Below are 18,136 nucleotides of genomic sequence, written 5' to 3'. Positions count from 1 at the left end.
TAAATATTATAATTAAATTACAAATATCTAATAAGGAAAAACCTAGTTAGTCAAGTTAAAGCGAGGGTGTGGAGGTGAGAGATACCTACTTGTGCTAGGGGCTGGGCCTTAGGGTGTTTTATGCACCAGATAATAGCTCATTGCTATGAGCTAGCGCGACCAAGGCGTTATCATGGACGGCAAGTTTTTAGGAACTTGTGAAAGTGAGTCAGTAATAGCTGGCTAATAGAGGTGGCACCGCAGGTTAAGCACTTGTCCTTTATTCTCCTTGGAGAGTAAAGGGCAGGTGCTATTTATTATGGGAGGACGAACGATGACAGATGATTTGTTTACTTTATACAATTTAAAAGTTGAAGTCTTGGCGACTGACCGACCTTTTGTTTGTAGTCACAAGGAGGGGGACTATTTTATTGTAGAGGGAGAGAATTTAATATTCCCTCAGACAAAATCTTTCTCCATGTACGCCCTGTCAGCCTTACTTCCCTTATTACCGGCTAAGCAAAGGTTACTCCAGGAGAATGATTGGATGCGATCTGATGCTCTGATTGCTTGTCCAGATCCTAATTGTGGGGCGGTATTTAAGATAACGAGAAATCAAAAGCGACAATTTAGCCATGCTGAAACAACTGTTGTACCAGTAAGTGAGGGAGATGAAGACTAATGTTAGAAAGAATTGAATTAAGTCCAGGTTATACGATTGCTCGCGTTCTCAATGGCTTATGGCAGCTATCACCGGGCCATACTTTGAAGGGCCAACTTGACCTTGAAGAAATTAATCAAACTTTCCATCAGCTAGGAGAACTTGGCTTTACGACCTTCGACTTGGCAGATATTTATACAGGGGCAGAAGAGGCTTTGGGGCGCTATTTGAAGGAATTAGACCATCATTCTTACCTAACTGCTCATGATATTCAAATCCATGAGAAGTATGTGCCTGACATTGATGTCTTAGAGAGCGTGAAATTTGAAGATACAGAAGCTATTATTGATCGCTCTTTGAAGAAATTAGGACGTGATTATATTGATCTCATGCAGTTTCACTGGTGGGATTATAGTGTCGACCGCTATATTGAAGTAGCTGAACACTTAGTGAAGTTACAAGAAAAAGGTAAGATTCGCTATATTGGAGTGACGAATTTTGATACCCCTCATCTGAAAGAATTAGTGGATGCAGGACTCCCCATTATATCCTGCCAATCTCAGTATTCGCTCTTTGATCGTCGTCCTGAGAAGAAACTTTTACCTTATTCGATTGATCAGGGTATCCAACAATTATGCTTCGGTACTTTATCGGGTGGGCTGTTATCGGATAAATACCTTAACCAGACAGATATTGACTTAGAAACACGTTCTCAGGTTAAGTACCAGCAGGTGATTGACCAAAGTTTAGGGCAAGCTGGCTATCAGAAGCTCTTACACTTGTTGGATGAGATTGCTCACAAACACCGGGTCTCCATTTCTAATGTAGCTACTCGCTATATTCTCCAACAAGAAGGGGTTGCTGGAAGTATTATTGGAATTCGAAACCACCGTCATGTAAAAGATAATTTAGCTATTTTTGATTTTATTTTGGACCAGGAAGATCTTGAAGCTATCCGATCACTTTTAGACCAGTACCCAAGATTGCCTGGTGACTGTTATGAACTTGAGCGGGATCCTCATTCGATCTTTTCGTCAATTATTAGACGACACGAGAATGCTAATGGTTAAGGAGAGAAAATAAATGAAAGATAAGCAGCTTTTAACTTTTAGAGGTGGCTATTTAATGGCCTATCTGCCTTTAGTCATTTTCTTGGGCTTTTGTATTCTTTTCTTTGTTGTTTTAAAAGCTTTTGAAATGCATGCTTTAGCCATGGGAGCTATCCTAGCTTTGCTGATTGGCTCAATCTTTGTTAAGCCCAAACAAGCTACGGCTTACTGGGAAGCCGTCTATGAGGGCGCTCGGGAATCAGTGCCAGTGCTTATCTTACTGATGACAATCGGTATTTTTTCACAGATGATTAAGACCGCTAATCTTTCTGCTGGCTTTGTCTATCTCGCTCAAGTTATGGGAGTTGAGGGGGGCCTCTACACGGCTATGACTTTTCTCTTTGTTTCAATTATTGCAACAGCAACTGGCTCTTCTATTGGATCCTTTTTTACCTGCTTTCCTATTTTTTATCCTGCAGGCGTTCTGCTAGGAGCCCATCCTGCTGCTCTAGCTGGTGCCATCCTTTCTGGGGGTGTCTTTGGCGATAATCTAGCGCCTATTTCAGATACAACAATTATTTCTGCAGGGAGTCAGCATTACCGGCATTCTAATCAGGCTTGTGATATTGGAGGAGTGGTCCGAACACGTTTACCTTATGCTTTAATAGCAGGCGCCTTATCCTTTGTCTTCTTCCTTATATGTGGCGGGGGTGGGAGCTTACATAGCGGTTCTGAAGTGCTTGGAGCTGAACATTTGCCCTCTCTTTCAATGTTAATTCCAGTTCTTTTGATGATTGTTATTTCTATTCGTAAGCGAAACCTCTATTTAGCTATCTTAGTTGGTTTGCTCTCTGGCTGTCTTGTAGGTCTCTTAACGGGGGTGCTCCAAGTGAGCGATATTCTATCAAGTCAGGATGGTGCCTTAACTGGATTTTTAACAGAAGGGGTTGAAGGGATGATGGGGACTTGTCTTTTGGTCCTATCTGTTTATGGGATTATGGGGGTACTGAACGCTTCGGGAGCCCTGCACCGTTTAACTAATCAGATCAGGCAGTCTAAACTCTGCCAGACAGTAGCTGGAACAGAATTAGCTATGATGTTAGGTATTACCTTAACCACTATTTTATTTGGTGGGGTTTCATCAGCGTCCATGACGACTTTTGGTAAGGTTCAGAATGAATTAGGCCAAGCCTGTCAACTCCATCCCTACCGACGGGCCAATTTATTAGACGGTTTTGCTAATGGGCTCGGTGTTGCTGTGCCTTTCCTCTCTGTTTTTATTTTTGTCGGGTCGCAATTAACGCAAGGCTATGATTTGGCACCAGCCCTGTCCGTCACTCAAATTGCCCCTTATCTCTTCCATAGCTATAATCTTTTCTTAGTCCTTTTGATTTCAATTTTAACGGGTTGGGGTCGGCGCTATGAGGGACTTGAAGGTGAAGAAGTGATGGAAGCAGAACTTATGGATGGCAGCGAACTGTCTGATTGAACTTAAAATCTTATTTGCGTACTAAAAAAGTCATTTTTGTTCAAAAATGACTTTTTTTAATCGGTTTTGTGGGAAAATGTGCCGGGTATTGACCGGAATTGATCGTTTATGATTATGAAAGCGTTTTTATTTATAAAAAGGACTGTGAAAAATTTAATTAGTAGGGTATAATGAATTCGGTAAAAATTTTAGGAGGTATTTTTGATGGCTTTTTTAGTGAATGGTAACGAGATTTTACAACACGCTCGCGACAACCAATATGCAGTGGGTGCTTACAATACAAATAACTTGGAATGGACCCGTGCTTTAATTCGTGGGGCCAAAGAAACACGTACACCTTTATTAATCCAAGTATCTACGGGTGCTGCTAAGTACATGGGCGGCTATAAAGTAGTTCGTGACTTAGTGCTTAATGAAATGGATGCTATGGGTGCTGATATTCCAGTTATCTTAAACTTAGACCATGGTGACTTCGCAGCTGCTAAGGAATGTATCGACTTAGGCTATTCTTCTGTTATGTATGATGGCCACGATCTTCCCCTTGAAGAAAACTTGAAAAACACTAAAGAAATTGTCCGTTTAGCTCATGAACGTGGCATTTCAGTCGAAGCTGAAATCGGCAAAATTGGTGAAAACCAAGGTGTGGGTGAGTTAGCTTCTGTAGACGAAGTTGTGATGTTCGCTGAAGCAGGCGTTGATAAATTAGCTTGCGGTATCGGTAATATCCACGGCGTTTATCCTGAAGGTTGGGAAGGCCTGAACTTTGAACGCTTGAAAGAAATCGCTGATGCAGTAGATAATCCATTAGTATTACACGGTGGTTCAGGGATTCCTCAAGACCAAATTAAGAAAGCTATTTCACTTGGGATTGCTAAGATTAACATCAATACAGAATTCCAATTGGCCTTCCAAAAAGCAACACGTGAATATATCTTAGCTGATAAAGATATTGACCGCGCAAACAAGGGTTACGACCCACGTAAACTCCTACGTGCAGGGACTGACGCCATTACTGATTCTATGAAAGAAATGATCGGCTGGATGGGGACTCGTCCAATCGATAACAAAGATTCTAAAGTTATCTTCGATGAAGCTTCATTGAACGAAGAATAAGATAAAGTAATCAAAAATAAAAGCCAGGCGCTGAGCGTCTGGCTTTTATATTGAAAAAGTTAGCCTTATTTAAAGTGGAAGAAGTAGGTTTGGGCCTTGCCTGATCCATCAGGGAGGTCACCCACATCTTCACCGTCGAGCTTGGACTCGAGCACCATATCTTCAGCAGGACCATCTAACACGATATCGAATTGATAGGTCGTTTGGTCTGTGCCTTCAACCTTCTTGGCGATCAGCGACTGGCCTTCTTCTTCTGAAAGTTGCTGGATGAAGTGGTCATCCTGGCTCTCGTCTTCGAAATAAATCCGGGTATAGAGGGGATAAGAAACCCCACTGGCATGGACGAAGGCAAGGATATGTGGGGATTGGGAGAATTCCGGATAGTCCTTTTCGAGGATAGCCCCTGGTTTAAAAGTTTTGAAGCGGTAGGCCCCTCTTTCATCAGTAATGGTCCGCCCAAAGCCCACAAAGCTTGGGTCATAGCCTTCCCGGTCTTTGAAGGCAGGATGGTTGAAGACACCATCGGAATTGGCCTGCCAAATTTCAACGAGTACATTGAAAAGGGGATTGCCGTCTGAACCAAAGAGGTTACCTTGGAGGATAATTTCTTGCCCCTGGCCCCCGTCTTCGGTGAGATCGTTGGAAATGTGGTCATTGGCCTCGTCGGCTACTAGGCCTAGACTAGCATATGGGCCTACGGTTTGCTGGGGGGTACGGCTAGGGTCGAGGTGTTCTTGGTCTACTTTAGTCATCGATGAGGTCCACTCCTTTATCTTTGAGCTCTTGGCGTTCTTCGTCAGTGAGCTGGTGGCGGTTAGGCATGGTTGGGGAAGCGCTGGATCCGCGCAAGACCATGTCAAATTGATAGCCAAGTGCCCAGTCTGGTTCGGTGAAGTCATGGTTATAAGTCGCTACGACCCGCTTGCGCTCATCTTCATCGAGGTCTAAGTAGATCCCTTCATCATAGTCTAGAAGGGGGTCACCTTCGAAGTAGAGCTGGGTTACCAAGCGGTCAGCTAGGGCAGGGCCCATAACAGAGAAGTGGATATGGGCTGGCCGCCACTGGTTGATGTCCGGCTTCCAGGCATAGTTCCCCGGCTTGATGGTGGTAAATTCATAGTGACCGTCTTCATCCGTATAGGTCCAGCCACTACCGATGAAATTAGGATCGAGGGGAGCATCCCAAGAATCTAACTTGTGGATATAGCGACCGGCCGAATTCGCTTGCCAAATTTCAATAAAGGCTTTAGGAACAGGATTGCCATCTTCATCGAGTACCCGGCCTTTGACAATAATCCGTTGGCCGATGGCTTCGCCACCAGTGCCAGCATTCTTTGTGAGGTCATCATTTTTCCCATATTTATCGACTAGGGCAGGGCCAGGACCTGGCTCAAAGAGAGGGAAGAAAGATTTGAATTCGACTTCATCCATCTCGTGGCCATGTTCTCTAATATGCTCCCAGGCTTGGGCGTTCTTCAGCTTCTTGTCAGTCATCTAAGACGTCCTTTCTCTTAGGGGCTTAAGTGTCAAATAAACGATTGACTGTATCCTAACACGGCTAGAAATAACTATGCAAATAAAAACAATCATGCAATTATCGTTAAAATAATAGACGCTTTAAAGCCTGGTCTCCTTGACAATAAAAATGCCTTAAAACAGGGATTTATAGCTTTAACTGATCATTGTGTGACAGCTATTTCATGTTTAGAGCCAAACAATATTGTATTGGAGCCCTCAGTCGAGAGTGGACAAGGCCTGCGGGGTCAGGCATAATGGAAGGTGATTAAAGGAGGGTTCCACGATGAAGATTATCCTATCCCCAGCCAAAGAACTGGACAGGTCCAAAGCCCAGGCTAAAGACTGGCAACTTTCTACAAAGAGCCAGAAAATTGTTGACCGGCTCCAGAATCTAAATACGAATGAGCTGCAAGCAAGCCTTAACTTAACGGACAAGCAAGTAAGTCAGGTCCAGGATTTCATAGCGGACTTTGACCGTGAAGTAAGCTATCCGGCCATCCAGCTTTATCACGGCTTGGCCTTCCGCCAGTTTCTTTTGGACGATTTAACGCCTAGCCAAACAGACTATCTCAAAGACCATGTGCGGATTCTTTCTGCCTTGTATGGTCCGATTCAACCTTTCACGCCGATTAAAGCTTATCGTTTAGACTTCACCATGCCTCTGAGGGTTGAGGGGCAGTCTCTCCGCCAATATTGGAAGGGGGACTTCGACCAAGCTTTCCGAGCCGGGGAAACTGTGATTAATTTAGCCAGCCAGGAATACGCCAGCATGCTTCAAAGGGACCGTTACCAGTGGATTGATATTGAATTCTACCGCTACCAGCAGGGGCAAGTGAAGAAGGCCCCTTCCGCTACAGCCAAGAAATTACGGGGCTTGATGGCGAATGCCTTAGTCCATGACCAGGTGGACAGCTTGGAGGCAGTCAAACACTTTGAAGCTGAGGGTTTCAGCTATGACGCCTCATCCTCTAAAGCGGATACCTTGGTCTTTATCCAAGGGGCAGAGGAGGCCGATGCGCTGTGAAATACGCAAACCCCCATCGAAAGAAGGTTAAAAATAGCCATCTCTTGCTGGTTTCCTGCCAAACTTGCAAGGCAGACTTGGCGATCTATTATAAGGTCGGACGGGGTAACCTGATTAAGCTCCAAGTCCACCGTATCCACTCGGCTAACTTCCCTCTCGCTTCCCTAGACAAGGCCCTGGTCTGTCCCTCATGCGGCCAGCAAGTGGCTTCCCTGGCAGCTTATAAAGGCAAGCCCTGTTACTTTCTATTTAGGGCTTTAACTACGACCCGCCGCCTCTCTAGTCATGATGTTTATTGACCGATAGATTCTTAATTACTTGCTCTAGATTAAAAAGGACTCAGACTTTTCGCTGGGTCCTTTTTAAAAATATTGTTTTAAAAATAATAGCATGTGAGCATTTTACCGATAAAAAGATTGATAAACTGGGGTTTTTGCCTGTCACATCTTTCGCTAACCTTGAATACAATGACAAACACGGACTAACTAACAGGGCTAAAATAGTTAAGGAATGAACATGTAAGTGAGAAAGAGAATCAATGAGAGGCGCCTATGTACCTAGCTATGTTAAAAAAAGGAGAGACAGGGATCATCGTCCGCTTGGTCGGTTCAAAGCAAATTGTGAAACGATTAACAGATCTTGGCTTCGTTCCTGGAGCCGAGATTAGTGTACGAAGTGAACTCGCGGGGGATTTGATCGTGGACCTGAAAGGAACACGCCTGGCCCTGAATCGTTCCATGGCCATGCATATCCTGCTTCGATAAAAGGAGAGAAAGTAAGAGATGAAGACCTTAGACCAAGTTGAATTGGGTGAAAGTGTTCGGGTGAGAAGGGTCCACGCTGAGGGGATCTTAAGGCGGCGCTTGCGTGATATGGGCCTGACCAAGGGAGCCCAAGTAACAGTGCGCAAATTGGCTCCGTTGGGGGACCCCATGGAGTTAACAGTGAGAGGTTATGAGTTGAGCTTGCGGAAGAAAGATGCCGCAAATGTGGAAGTGGAATAAGGAGTGAATGATGACGGTTAAATTGGCATTGGCAGGGAATCCGAATACAGGGAAGACCACCCTGTTTAACGCATTGACAGGATCCAAGCAAAAAGTGGGTAACTGGCCTGGAGTAACAGTGGAGAAGAAGGGAGGAAGTCTGAAGGCCGATAGCTCGGTTTGGTTGGAAGACCTCCCTGGGATTTATTCCCTTTCTCCCTATACCTCAGAAGAAATCATTTCAAGAAATTATATCTTGGAAGAGCGCCCTGACCTGATCTTAAATATTGTGGATGCTTCTAGTTTGGAACGCAACCTCTACCTCACGACTCAGCTAACGGAGCTGGGGATTCCAGTAGTGGTTGCTCTCAATATGATGGATATTGCGGAGAAAGCTGGAATTGAGATTGATTGTCAGCGCCTGAGTGAGGCTTTGGGATGCCCGGTTGCCCCGATCTCTGCGCTTAGGTGGACAGGGGTCGCTCAACTAACTGAAGCAGCTATTGTTCGAGCTGAAAACAAGGTCCCCTATCAACCCCCGCAAAAATATTCCCATCGGGTGGAGCGAGTCATTCGCGAAATTGCTGAAATCTTAGAGGCTAGGGTAGCGCCTGATCGCCTGCGTTGGTATGCGATTAAGACCTTTGAGCGGGATGCTGAAGTCGTCCAGGACCTGAACTTATCAGAAGACCAAGCGCAAGCGATTGAAGGCTTGATCGACCAAGTGGAAGACGCCTATGATGATGACTCAGAAGGGATTATGGCAAGTAGTCGCTATGAGTGGATTAGTCAGATTATAGCTGACTGCGTCCAGGAAGAAAGTCAAGCAGCCGTCAGCTTCACGGACCGAGTGGATGCGATTGTGACAAACCGCTTTCTTGCCCTTCCTATCTTCGCCCTGGTCATGTATCTTGTCTATTATTTAGCGGTGTCAACGATCGGTAAGCAGGGGACGGACTGGGTCAATGACCAAGTGTTCGGGGAATTCGTCCCTGAACACTTGGGAGGTCTCCTAGCGAGCCTGGGCGTATCGGATTGGCTCCAAGCCTTGGTTATGGATGGTATTGTGGCTGGGGTAGGGGCGGTCTTAGGCTTCTTACCCCAGATGATGGTGCTCTTTGCTTGCCTGGCCTTCCTAGAAGATTGTGGCTATATGGCCCGGATTGCCTTTGCTTTAGACCGGGTCTTCCGTAAGTTTGGGTTATCAGGGAAGTCATTTATTCCCATCTTAGTTTCAACAGGTTGCGGGGTACCGGGAATTATGGCGGCTCGGACCATTGAGAATGATAATGACCGCCGCTTGACTATAATGACCACGACCTTCATTCCCTGTGGCGCTAAACTGCCGATTATCGCCTTGATTACCGGTGCCTTCTTCCCTAATGCAGATTGGGTGGCCCTTTCGACTTATTTTATGGGGATCGGAGCGATCGTCCTTTCTGGTATTATGCTTAAGAAAACACGCTGGTTTGCGGGAGATCCGGCTCCCTTTGTGATTGAACTGCCGGCCTACCACCTCCCCAGCCTGTCGGGCGTCTTGCGGACGGTTTTTGAACGGACCAAGGCCTTTGTCAAAAAAGCGGGAACCATTGTGCTCCTATCGACCGTCTTGATCTGGGCCTTGCAGTCTTTCGATTGGCAATTCAACCTGGTCGAGACAGGGGACTCCATTCTAGCTAGTTTGGGACGCCTGCTGGCTCCTCTCTTTGTGCCACTGGGCTGGGGAGACTGGCGGGCAGCTGTTGCCTCCGTCACAGGGCTTCTAGCTAAGGAGAACTTAGTGGGGACTTTTGGGATCCTCTTTGGCTATGCGGAAGCAGCCGAAGACGGGGCAGACTTCTGGCCTCAATTATCGCAAGCTTTCACCCCGATTGCAGGCTATTCTTTGATGACCTTCAACTTGCTCTGTGTTCCTTGTATGGCAGCTGTCGGGGCTTTGCGCCGGGAGATGATGGATGATAAAATGACCCTCTTTGCGGTGATTTACCAATGCCTCCTAGCCTACGCCGTTTCACTGATGATCTACCAATTTGGGACCTGGTGGATGACCGGGCATTTTGATCTGTGGACGGGGCTAGCCTGTCTGACCCTAGCCGGAATGGTCTATATGCTCTTCTTCAAGCGACCTTACCAAGCTAAGCCTGCTTTGGCTGATTTAAGGAGGATTTAAGATGGGTGATCTTTTAGTTTTATTGGTTTTGATTCCTTTGATTGTCTATGCTGGCCGAGCTGTTTATAAGGAATTCTATGGCCAAGGTCCCTGTGCGGCCTGTGCCTTTAAGCAGAAAGGCTGTGCTGGAACTTGCCAACCCATCAAGAAGAAACAGCAAGCCAAACAGACTTCTTACTATTGCAAGTTAAAACAAGGAGACTAAACAAAAATGCCAAGCCGTGTTGCTAACGACTTGGCATTTTGTTTTGCTTAATGAGAATGGCTCCGCTCCTGCCAATAGGCGTATAGGGTGAAGGCTGCCGCACAGAGAACTGAGGGGAGGAACCACTCTAAGCCAAATTGGCTGAGAGGAAGCTGACTGATGAAGTTCAAGACAGGCTCCATCTTCAAACTGTCGAAATAATGGCCGAGGATGGCTAGCGCTTGGCTTAAACCAATTAGTCCTGCGCCAACAACTGCTCCCGTATAGGTCGCATCGTAGCGAATCTGGCGGTCAAAGAGTGAGAAGATGATTAAGACCATAACAATCGGATAAATGAGGGTCAGGACGAAGCTCGCAAAGTCAATGATCCGACTAGTCCCAACTAGCGAAATGACGAACTCAATAGCGACGCAGGTCAAAGTAACGGCTTGATAGGTCCAGCGCCCCTTGGATTGGCCCACGAAGAAGCTGGCACAAGCTGAGGTAATCCCGACTGCTGTCGTCAGACAGGCTAGGGTGACGCAGATCCCCATGATGAGATTACCATAGGGCCCAAGGATCTGAGCGACTGTCCCAGTAAAGACGGCTGTCCGGTCGTCCGCTATCGTAAAGAGACTAGAGACCGTTGAACCGGCATAGGTGAGGGCCAGGTAAACGACAGATAGGAGGGCGAAGGCGACAATCCCTACTAGGACGCCGGCTTTCATCTGGGTCTTCTTATCCGTGTAGCCCCGCTGCTTGAGTTCCGACATGACGACACTGGCAAGGATAGAAGCTGCCAGGGCATCCATGGTCTGGTAGCCTTCCCTGAAACCATAGGCGAAGGTGTGGTCAATTTGGCTAGGCTGAGCGCTCCCAACCGGGTTGACAATGGCCAGGATCACCAGAAGGGTCAGGATAATAATAATGGCTGGCGTTAAATACTTACCGATATGATTGATCACCTTGCTCGGGTTGAGGGCTAGATAAGCCGTCAAGGAGAAGAAAATCAAGGATGTTATCCAAATCGGAGCGTCAGGCCAGAGGGATTGGACGAAGACTTCATGGGTTGTGGCCCCGGTCCGAGGAACGGAGAAGAGGGGGCCGATGAGGACAACCGAGATGCCGGCCAAAATAATCCCAAACTTGGGATGGACGCGCCGCCCCAGATCATCCGCCCGTCCCCCTAGGGCAATGGTCACGAGGACACCCAGGATAGGGAAGAGAGGGTCGGACATTAGAAAACCAAAGGCAGCATTTAACCAATTTTCGCCACCCAAAACCCCTAAATAAGGCGGGAAGATTAAATTCCCAGCGCCAAAGAAAATGGCAAAGAGGGCGAAACCAATAATAATAATGTCTTTTGTTTTTATATTCATTATAACAATCTTTCTATTTCATGATGCTAACTATGATAACACAAAAATTCAATAAATGAGATAGTTTTGACTAATTTATTTAGAAAATTTCCACAAATAATTGTTTTGACCTATTAACAGGGTCAATTGTCCCTACAAATCAAGGATAGGTGAAAAGAAGTCTTAAAAGCCCTTCAGACCATCTCGTGCTGATAGTGTGCAGCCAGGGCGGATGATGGCTAGCGCACACAATCGAAGTCATTTAAAAAAGGAAACGGGGCTATCTGCCCCAACTTCCTTAATTGTTTTATAGGAGACTTTCAATGTGTTGGCTGAGTTTATTAAGCGAATGTGTCGGCTCATAACGGGCGACGACTTGGCCATGGCGGTCGACCAGGAATTTGGTGAAATTCCATTTAATATCAGGGTTCTTTTGGTACTGACTATCCTGGACTTTCATCATGGCTGCCAGGGCCAAGCCCTTAGCTGACTTACCGAAACCTTGGAAGGCTTGTTGGCTTTTGAGATAGCGGTAGAGGTCCAGTTGGTCGGGACCATTAACCTTGGCCTTCTTCATCTGAGGGAATTCGGTTTGGAAGTTTAGTTGGCAGAATGCTTGGATTTCCTGGTCCGTTTCTGGCGCTTGGTCACGGAACTGATTACAGGGGATATCAATGATCTCTAAGCCCTGGTCGTGGTAGTTGTGATAGAGTTTTTGGAGCTCTTTGTATTGGCTGGTAAAGCCACAGCGGGTCGCTGTATTCACAATCAAGATGACTTTACCTTTGAGATCCGCTAGGTCGAGGTAGGTCCCATCAGGCCGCTCGACAGCATAATCATAAATGGTCATAACTTACATGCCTCCTCATTTATATTATAAAGCATTTATTCACTTTATAAAATGATTCGCTCAAGTTTTAAAAACCAAATTTTTCGTCTTCTTTGCGCAGGATTTCTTGGTAAGTATCGGCTAGAATCATGGTTTCGTTGACCAGGTCTTTGATGCGGAAGAGCACATCGTCATTGCGAATGTCGTCAATACCGAAGTCTCGATCGTTGAGATAAACATAGCGGGGGGTGACATTCGCCTTCATATAGTTGAGGATAGGTTTCAATTGGAGTTCTGGAATCAGATAGTGGCGGTTGGACCCGGAAGAGGCAATAATACCGACTGTCTTATGCTCCAGTCCCTTTTGGGGGAGGAGGTCAAAGACATTCTTCAGGCTAGCAGGGATCGAAGCTTGGAAGATAGGGGTCCCAATGAAGATCACGTCTGCCTCCATGACGCTCCGCGCTACTGTCTGGGTGTCCCCCTTATAATCTAAGAAATTCCGACCATCAGCGAAGACCATGTCTAAGTCCTTGAGGTTGAGATAGTGGAGGTCATGGTCACTGTAATGATCTTTGAGTTCTTGGTAGAGTGCCTTAGTTGCAATTTCGGTTTTGCGGCCCACGTTGGAGCCAGAGAGTACGAGTATATTCATAAATTATCCTTCCTTTTGACGGGTATATTTTTTGACGGTAGGGATAACCTTTTCGCCTAGGAGATCAATCATGCGGCGGATGTCATCCATGGGGATCCCACCGAAGTCAATCTGAGCAGCATAGCGTTGGTTATTAAAGAGTTCATGCTGGTAGAGAATCTTATCAATGATGAGCTCAGGGTCTCCCACATTGAGTGAGTCGCGATAGTCCTTACCTTGGGCAAAGAGCCGCTTGTCGAAGCCCGTGCCATTGGCCTTGCGCATGCCTTCGTCGAGGTGCTTATAGTAGTTCTTGAAAGCAGTGGCTTGGTCTTCATGGATATACATCAGGGCAGAAGTCGTCACGGGCATGGCCTCAGCATCGAAGCCCTTCTCATGGAGAACCGACCGGTAAATGTCGATGGAATTTTTGAAGTATTCGGCAGAACCGCCCAGGGTAGTAATATACATGGGAACCCCCTTGAGGCCTGCTTTGATGGCAGAATCAGCGGGTCCTCCGACGGCTCGCCAAATAGGCAGCCCTTCCTTGGACCGGGGGAGGACACGGGCCGAGTCTAGACTGGGACGGAATTGGCCGGACCAAGTGACCTCTTCTTCTTCGTTAATTTGTAAGAGGAGGTCAAGCTTCTCTTCATAGAGGGCTTCATAGTCCTTGAAGTCATAACCTAAGAGCTCAAAGAGGCCAATACGTGAGGCCCGGCCGGCAACAACTTCCATCCGGCCACCCGATAAGAGGTCGATAGTGGCGGCATTCTCATAGACACGGACGGGATCCGAAGTGGAAATAATGGTTGCCGCAGAAGCAATCTTGATTTTGTCAGTGGCTTGGGCAATAGCTGAGAGGATGATCATATGGGCCTGGGAGATAAAGTATTCCTGGTGGGATTCGCCCAGGTGGAAGATATCCATCCCAGCAGCTTCAGCTAATTGCGCCATCTCGATAAATTGTTGGAGGCGGTCTTCTGGCTTGACCCAGTCCCCGGTGTGAGGGTTGGGCATGTAGTCTCCTAAACTATAGAGGCCAAATTCGAGGCCTTGGCTGCGGTCGATTTCTGGAATAATATGTGGATTAGTGGTCATTTTCTGTCTCCTTTTGGGTATATTTTCTGACGACCGGCATGACCTTATCGGCGAAGAGGTCAAGGGTCTGTTTGATACTATCGAGGCTCTGGCCGCCAAAGTCAATTTCACCATTGAAACGCTGCTGGCCAAAGAGTTCATACTGCATCAGTAACTTATCAATTATGAGTTCGGGCTCCCCGACGGTTGTAATGCTTTTGACGGACTGACCTTGGGCAAAGGCCCGCTTGGAGAAGGCCTGGCCATTGGTTTTCTTGAAACCAGCCTCCAGGTGGGGCCAGAAATCGCGGTAGGCCTGGTCCGTACTTTCACGGAGGAAGAGGAAGCCACCAGTTTGGACAGGAAGCTCAGCCGGGTCGTGGCCGTGTTCTTGGGCAGCATCACGGAATATCTGAATCCGACGGGCGTATGTTTGGGCAGCTCCTGCGAGGTGGGCCTGGTAGATCGGCATGCCAACCTTGCCGGCTTCATAGGCAGAACTGTCAGAGTTACCGATGGCCCGATAGATAGGGAGACTATGCTGGGCATAGCTTTGGGGTAGGACAGCTTGGTCCTTCAGAGCAGGGCGGAAATTTCCCGACCAAGTGATCCGATCTTGCTTCCTCAACTTCAAGAGTAATTGGATTTTTTCCTCGAAGAGGGCATCGTAGTCCTTATAGTCATAACCAAAAAGGTCGAAGGATCCGACGCGGGAGGCCCGGCCAGCTACTAGCTCCATCCGTCCCTTAGAGATTAGGTCAATGGTGGCGGCATCTTCATAGACGCGGACCGGGTCGAGGACTGAGAGGGTAGTCACAGCTGATCCAATCTTAAGTTTCTTGGTTTCGCGGGCAATGGCCGAGAGAATAATTAAGTTGGATTGGGAGACGAAGTAGTCTTGGTGGGATTCGCCGACTTGGAAGGCATCAAAGCCTGCTGCTTCCGCCATTTTAGCCAATTGAATGATTTCTTCTATGCGTTCGCCTGCCGTCAGCTGCTTAGCTGTCAGGGGATGGGGGAGCTGGTCGCCTAGGCTATAGAGACCAAACTCCAATCCTTGCTTCTTGGGCATCATCTTGCTCCTTTCTCTACAATGATCAATTTTATTATAGAGGATTTTATTTCGGAAGTGAAACAAATGGTTTCACTGAGAAAAACTAGGGAATTCGAGAAGCTTTTGTTATAATAAAGAAAACGCTTAAAGGAGTGGTAAGAATGGATGCAACAGAAATTCTAAGAATACTTGAAGAAGATATGGGAGTGGGAACCTTCGCTACAGTTGATGAAGCGGGACAGCCCCACGCCCGGCCCATCCATATTGGTTTGGCTAATGACAAGGGCATCTTCTTTATGACCAGCCCTAAGACTAAGTTCTACGACCAACTCGTAGCTAATCCTAACCTAGCAATTGCAGCTTTTCAGACAGATGATTATTTGGTCCAAAGTATCCGAATTGAAGGTAAGGCGAGAAAAATTGGCCGCGATAAATTAGAAGAAGTCTTAGCTAATAATCCCTTTGTTGACCAGGTTTATCCTGATAAGAAGGAGCGTGACGATATCCAAGTCTTCCATCTGTATGAAGGGCAAGCTTTCTACCATAGCTTGAGCCAAGGCCACCGTTATGTCTTCCAGATTCCTGGGGATGGCCAAGCTCGTGATCTCTAGGCGGTGACTTCTATGACCAGGTCAAAAAAGAAACAATGGGCTTCCTGGCAGTCTTGGCTGGTCATCCTCTGTGTGGGGGCTGGGATTTACTTCTTTCCTTGGCGGCCTGCTGATCTAAGACCGGAAGCCCTCCACATGCTAGCTATTTTTGTGGGAACTATCTTAGGGATTATTCTCAAGCCCCTGCCGATGGGGGCTGTCGCCTTAATTGGCCTAGCAGCATCGCTTGTAACGGATACCGTGCCCAGTTCGGAAGCATTTTCTGGTTTCTCGTCTAAGAGTGTCTGGTTGGTGGTCATGGCTTTCTTCATTTCTAAGGCCATTATCAAATCAGGCCTCGGCCAACGCATGGCCTATCGCTTTATCCGATCTTTTGGGAAGACGACCCTGGGCTTGACCTACGCCCTCTTAGGGGTGGACTTGGTGCTCGGTTCGGCCACACCATCCTCTACTGCCCGGGCAGGGGGTGTGATGGCCCCCATTGCCCAGTCCTTGGCCCGCTCTTACGATTCCTACCCGCATGAGCCTTCGCGCCAACGGATTGGTGCCTACTTGATGAACTGCCTCTACCATGGGGATTCCATTGTGGCCATCTTCTTCCTGACAGCTGGTGCGTCGAAACCACTAGCCCAGGCTATTGCTGCAGATTTCGGTATTGAAATTACGTGGATGAATTGGTTTCTGGGGGCTCTCGTCCCAGGCCTGGTCTCTCTTCTAATTGTTCCTCTAGCCTTCTTGCTTCTCTCACCGCCAGAACTCCGCTCGACACCCCAAGCCGCCCAAATGGCTCAAGAAGAGCTGGACGCTCAGGGGCCCTTGTCGCGTGATGAGAAATGGACAGGAGCTGTCTTCGCGCTGGCCTTAGTGCTCTGGATTACGGGCTCTTGGCACTTCTTAGATGCCACAGCAACGGCGGTCGTGGCTGTTGCTTTGCTACTACTGGTAGGGGTCTTAACTTGGCAGGATATCTTAGGGGAGACCGGGGCTTGGAACACCTTATCCTGGTTTGCCGTCTTAATGATGATGGCAGAACAGCTGAATAGTCAGGGCTTTATTCCCTGGTTCAGTGAACGCGTGGCAGCTGCCCTCGCAGGCTATTCTTGGCAGTGGGTCTTCGTGGCCTTGTGCCTCTTATATTTCTATAGCCATTACTTCTTTGCGAGTCTTATTGCCCATGTGACTGCTATGTATCCGGCTTTCTTAGCAGTGGCTTTAGCTGCAGGGGCACCACCTCTCTATGCGGCCCTGATGCTCGCTTTTGTGACTAATATCTGTGCGTCCACTACCCACTATGCCAGTGGCCCCGCCTCAATCATCTTTGCGACAGGCTATGTGAGCCAGGGCGAATGGTGGCGCAATGGGGCCGTCATGGGCGTGATCTACTTAGCTATCTGGCTAGGGCTGGGAACCTTATGCTTCCAACTATTAGGCTGGCTTTAGTGCTGGCTAAGCCTATGATAGAAAAATCTCTTACAGAGCTAGTAATTGCATACGATACACTATAAGGAGGATTTTGATGACACTTGATGATTATGAATTAACAGGAAAAGAGATTCGCTTGGCTGATTATCCTTGCCGGGTCGTATCAGACGAAGAGGACCAGGAAATTAAGACCAGACTCTATGAGGACCTAGTACCTGAACTGGTGGACTGGCATAATCGGCTGACAGCAGAAGGAACACGTGGCGTTTTGATAGTTCTTCAAGCTCTGGATGCCGCAGGGAAGGATGAGATTATCCGTTATATCTTCTCCACCCTCCAGCCCCAAGCGCTCAAGGTGACCTCCTTCCAGCAACCATCAGATAATGAGAAGGCCCATGACTATCTCTGGCGGATGCATGATGGCTTGCCTGCCCGGGGAGAGATCGCGATTCTCAACCGGTCCTATTATGAAGACATCATCGCGCCCCAAATTCACCAGTCCTTAGATTCAGAAGAGCAGCCAGATGAAATTAAAGCAGATCCTGAAGTCATTGAGAAGCGTTATGAGCAGATCCAGGGCTTTGAAGACTATCTGATTGCCAATGGCTTCCCTGTTTTGAAACTCTTCTTCAATATGTCAAAGGATGCCCAGAGCGACCGTTTACTGGAACGGATTGAAGACCCCAAGAAGAATTATGAGTTCTCACTTTCCGATATTGAAGACCGTAAACAATGGGACCACTACCAGGAAGTTTTTGAAGGGATGCTCAACCATACAGCAAGTGAGCGTGCCCCTTGGTATGTTCTCCCTGCAGATAACCCCTGGCTCTCACGGCAGATAGCCACCCAAGCCTTGATTGGAATCTTAGCGGATTTGAATCCCCAGTACCCGGAATTCTCTGAGGAAGAGAAGGCTGAGATTAAGAAAGTGGCGGAACAATTGCGCCAGGGAGAAATCTAAAAAAGAACAATCATTGT

General features: G+C 47.3%; 20 protein-coding genes. 13 read left to right on the top strand and 7 right to left on the bottom strand.

The window, feature by feature from the left end; genetic code table 11:
• Positions 1–313: 313 nt before the first annotated feature.
• From F6I03_RS07815 to F6I03_RS07800, 4 genes are all read left to right on the top strand, one after another.
• A complete protein-coding gene (locus tag F6I03_RS07815; RefSeq protein ID WP_070431259.1) occupies positions 314–661 on the top strand; it encodes a TIGR04076 family protein in 348 nt (115 codons plus the stop codon).
• Complete coding sequence (locus tag F6I03_RS07810; RefSeq protein ID WP_070431260.1) at positions 661–1,710, top strand: aldo/keto reductase; 1,050 nt, start codon at positions 661–663, stop codon at positions 1,708–1,710. The genes F6I03_RS07815 and F6I03_RS07810 overlap by 1 nt, the downstream gene beginning before the upstream one ends.
• A gap of 13 nt (positions 1,711–1,723) precedes the next feature.
• On the top strand, positions 1,724–3,178 hold the full coding sequence (locus F6I03_RS07805) for a Na+/H+ antiporter NhaC family protein (RefSeq protein WP_070431261.1): 1,455 nt from the start codon (positions 1,724–1,726) through the stop codon (positions 3,176–3,178).
• Positions 3,179–3,382: 204 nt separating this feature from the next.
• Positions 3,383–4,291: a class II fructose-bisphosphate aldolase gene (locus F6I03_RS07800; RefSeq protein WP_070431262.1), complete on the top strand. Its 909-nt coding sequence runs from the start codon at positions 3,383–3,385 to the stop codon at positions 4,289–4,291.
• A gap of 65 nt (positions 4,292–4,356) precedes the next feature.
• On the opposite strand, the gene pcaG is transcribed toward F6I03_RS07800, so the two are convergent.
• Together pcaG and F6I03_RS07790 are read right to left on the bottom strand one after the other, a co-directional pair.
• Positions 4,357–5,043 carry a protocatechuate 3,4-dioxygenase subunit alpha gene (gene pcaG / locus F6I03_RS07795; protein ID WP_070431263.1) on the bottom strand — a complete coding sequence of 229 codons (687 nt, stop codon included), beginning with the start codon at positions 5,041–5,043 and terminating at the stop codon, positions 4,357–4,359.
• Positions 5,036–5,785, bottom strand: a complete 750-nt coding sequence (locus F6I03_RS07790) for a hypothetical protein (RefSeq protein WP_070431264.1) — start codon at positions 5,783–5,785, stop codon at positions 5,036–5,038. The genes pcaG and F6I03_RS07790 overlap by 8 nt, the downstream gene beginning before the upstream one ends.
• Before the next feature lie 307 nt (positions 5,786–6,092).
• Here F6I03_RS07790 and yaaA point away from each other — a divergent pair, with 307 nt between their 5' ends.
• The 6 genes from yaaA (at position 6,093) to F6I03_RS07760 (ending at position 10,191) form a co-directional block, all read left to right on the top strand.
• Positions 6,093–6,833, top strand: coding sequence for a peroxide stress protein YaaA (gene yaaA / locus F6I03_RS07785; RefSeq protein ID WP_070431265.1), 741 nt, complete (start codon positions 6,093–6,095; stop codon positions 6,831–6,833).
• Entirely contained in the window at positions 6,830–7,132 is a 303-nt protein-coding gene (locus tag F6I03_RS07780; protein ID WP_070431266.1) for a hypothetical protein, read from the top strand. The genes yaaA and F6I03_RS07780 overlap by 4 nt, the downstream gene beginning before the upstream one ends.
• A 252-nt stretch (positions 7,133–7,384) precedes the next feature.
• Positions 7,385–7,597, top strand: coding sequence for a FeoA family protein (locus F6I03_RS07775; protein ID WP_083290595.1), 213 nt, complete (start codon positions 7,385–7,387; stop codon positions 7,595–7,597).
• A gap of 18 nt (positions 7,598–7,615) precedes the next feature.
• On the top strand, positions 7,616–7,837 hold the full coding sequence (locus F6I03_RS07770; protein ID WP_070431267.1) for a FeoA family protein: 222 nt from the start codon (positions 7,616–7,618) through the stop codon (positions 7,835–7,837).
• 10 nt (positions 7,838–7,847) lie between these two features.
• The gene (feoB, locus tag F6I03_RS07765) at positions 7,848–9,986 is read left to right on the top strand and encodes a ferrous iron transport protein B (protein ID WP_150983102.1); all 2,139 of its coding nucleotides are present in this window, start codon (positions 7,848–7,850) and stop codon (positions 9,984–9,986) included.
• 1 nt (position 9,987) lies between these two features.
• Positions 9,988–10,191, top strand: coding sequence for a hypothetical protein (locus tag F6I03_RS07760; protein ID WP_070431269.1), 204 nt, complete (start codon positions 9,988–9,990; stop codon positions 10,189–10,191).
• 47 nt (positions 10,192–10,238) lie between these two features.
• Here F6I03_RS07760 and brnQ read toward each other — a convergent pair whose 3' ends face one another.
• The 5 genes from brnQ to F6I03_RS07735 all read right to left on the bottom strand — a co-directional run bounded on the left by brnQ (position 10,239) and on the right by F6I03_RS07735 (position 15,143).
• Entirely contained in the window at positions 10,239–11,549 is a 1,311-nt protein-coding gene (brnQ, locus tag F6I03_RS07755) for a branched-chain amino acid transport system II carrier protein (protein ID WP_070431270.1), read from the bottom strand.
• A gap of 286 nt (positions 11,550–11,835) precedes the next feature.
• Positions 11,836–12,378, bottom strand: a complete 543-nt coding sequence (locus tag F6I03_RS07750) for a glutathione peroxidase (protein ID WP_070626220.1) — start codon at positions 12,376–12,378, stop codon at positions 11,836–11,838.
• Positions 12,379–12,445: 67 nt separating this feature from the next.
• Positions 12,446–13,012, bottom strand: coding sequence for an NADPH-dependent FMN reductase (locus tag F6I03_RS07745; protein ID WP_070431272.1), 567 nt, complete (start codon positions 13,010–13,012; stop codon positions 12,446–12,448).
• Positions 13,013–13,015: 3 nt separating this feature from the next.
• Entirely contained in the window at positions 13,016–14,092 is a 1,077-nt protein-coding gene (locus tag F6I03_RS07740; protein ID WP_150983101.1) for an LLM class flavin-dependent oxidoreductase, read from the bottom strand.
• Positions 14,082–15,143, bottom strand: a complete 1,062-nt coding sequence (locus F6I03_RS07735; RefSeq protein WP_224788506.1) for an LLM class flavin-dependent oxidoreductase — start codon at positions 15,141–15,143, stop codon at positions 14,082–14,084. Before F6I03_RS07735 ends, F6I03_RS07740 begins: the two co-directional genes overlap by 11 nt.
• 143 nt (positions 15,144–15,286) lie before the next feature.
• Here F6I03_RS07735 and F6I03_RS07730 point away from each other — a divergent pair, with 143 nt between their 5' ends.
• From F6I03_RS07730 to F6I03_RS07720, 3 genes are all read left to right on the top strand, one after another.
• Complete coding sequence (locus F6I03_RS07730; protein ID WP_070431275.1) at positions 15,287–15,736, top strand: pyridoxamine 5'-phosphate oxidase family protein; 450 nt, start codon at positions 15,287–15,289, stop codon at positions 15,734–15,736.
• A 12-nt stretch (positions 15,737–15,748) separates the two neighbouring features.
• On the top strand, positions 15,749–17,176 hold the full coding sequence (locus F6I03_RS07725; RefSeq protein WP_070431276.1) for a DASS family sodium-coupled anion symporter: 1,428 nt from the start codon (positions 15,749–15,751) through the stop codon (positions 17,174–17,176).
• Positions 17,177–17,252: 76 nt separating this feature from the next.
• Positions 17,253–18,119 carry a PPK2 family polyphosphate kinase gene (locus F6I03_RS07720; protein WP_070431277.1) on the top strand — a complete coding sequence of 289 codons (867 nt, stop codon included), beginning with the start codon at positions 17,253–17,255 and terminating at the stop codon, positions 18,117–18,119.
• Positions 18,120–18,136: the final 17 nt, after the last annotated feature.

It is taken from the genome of Aerococcus sanguinicola, assembly GCF_008726925.1.
In the GTDB taxonomy this organism is placed as follows: Bacteria; Bacillota; Bacilli; order Lactobacillales; family Aerococcaceae; genus Aerococcus.
Note: the sequence above shows the minus strand (reverse complement) of the source record. Positions and strands in the feature narration are given on the sequence as shown.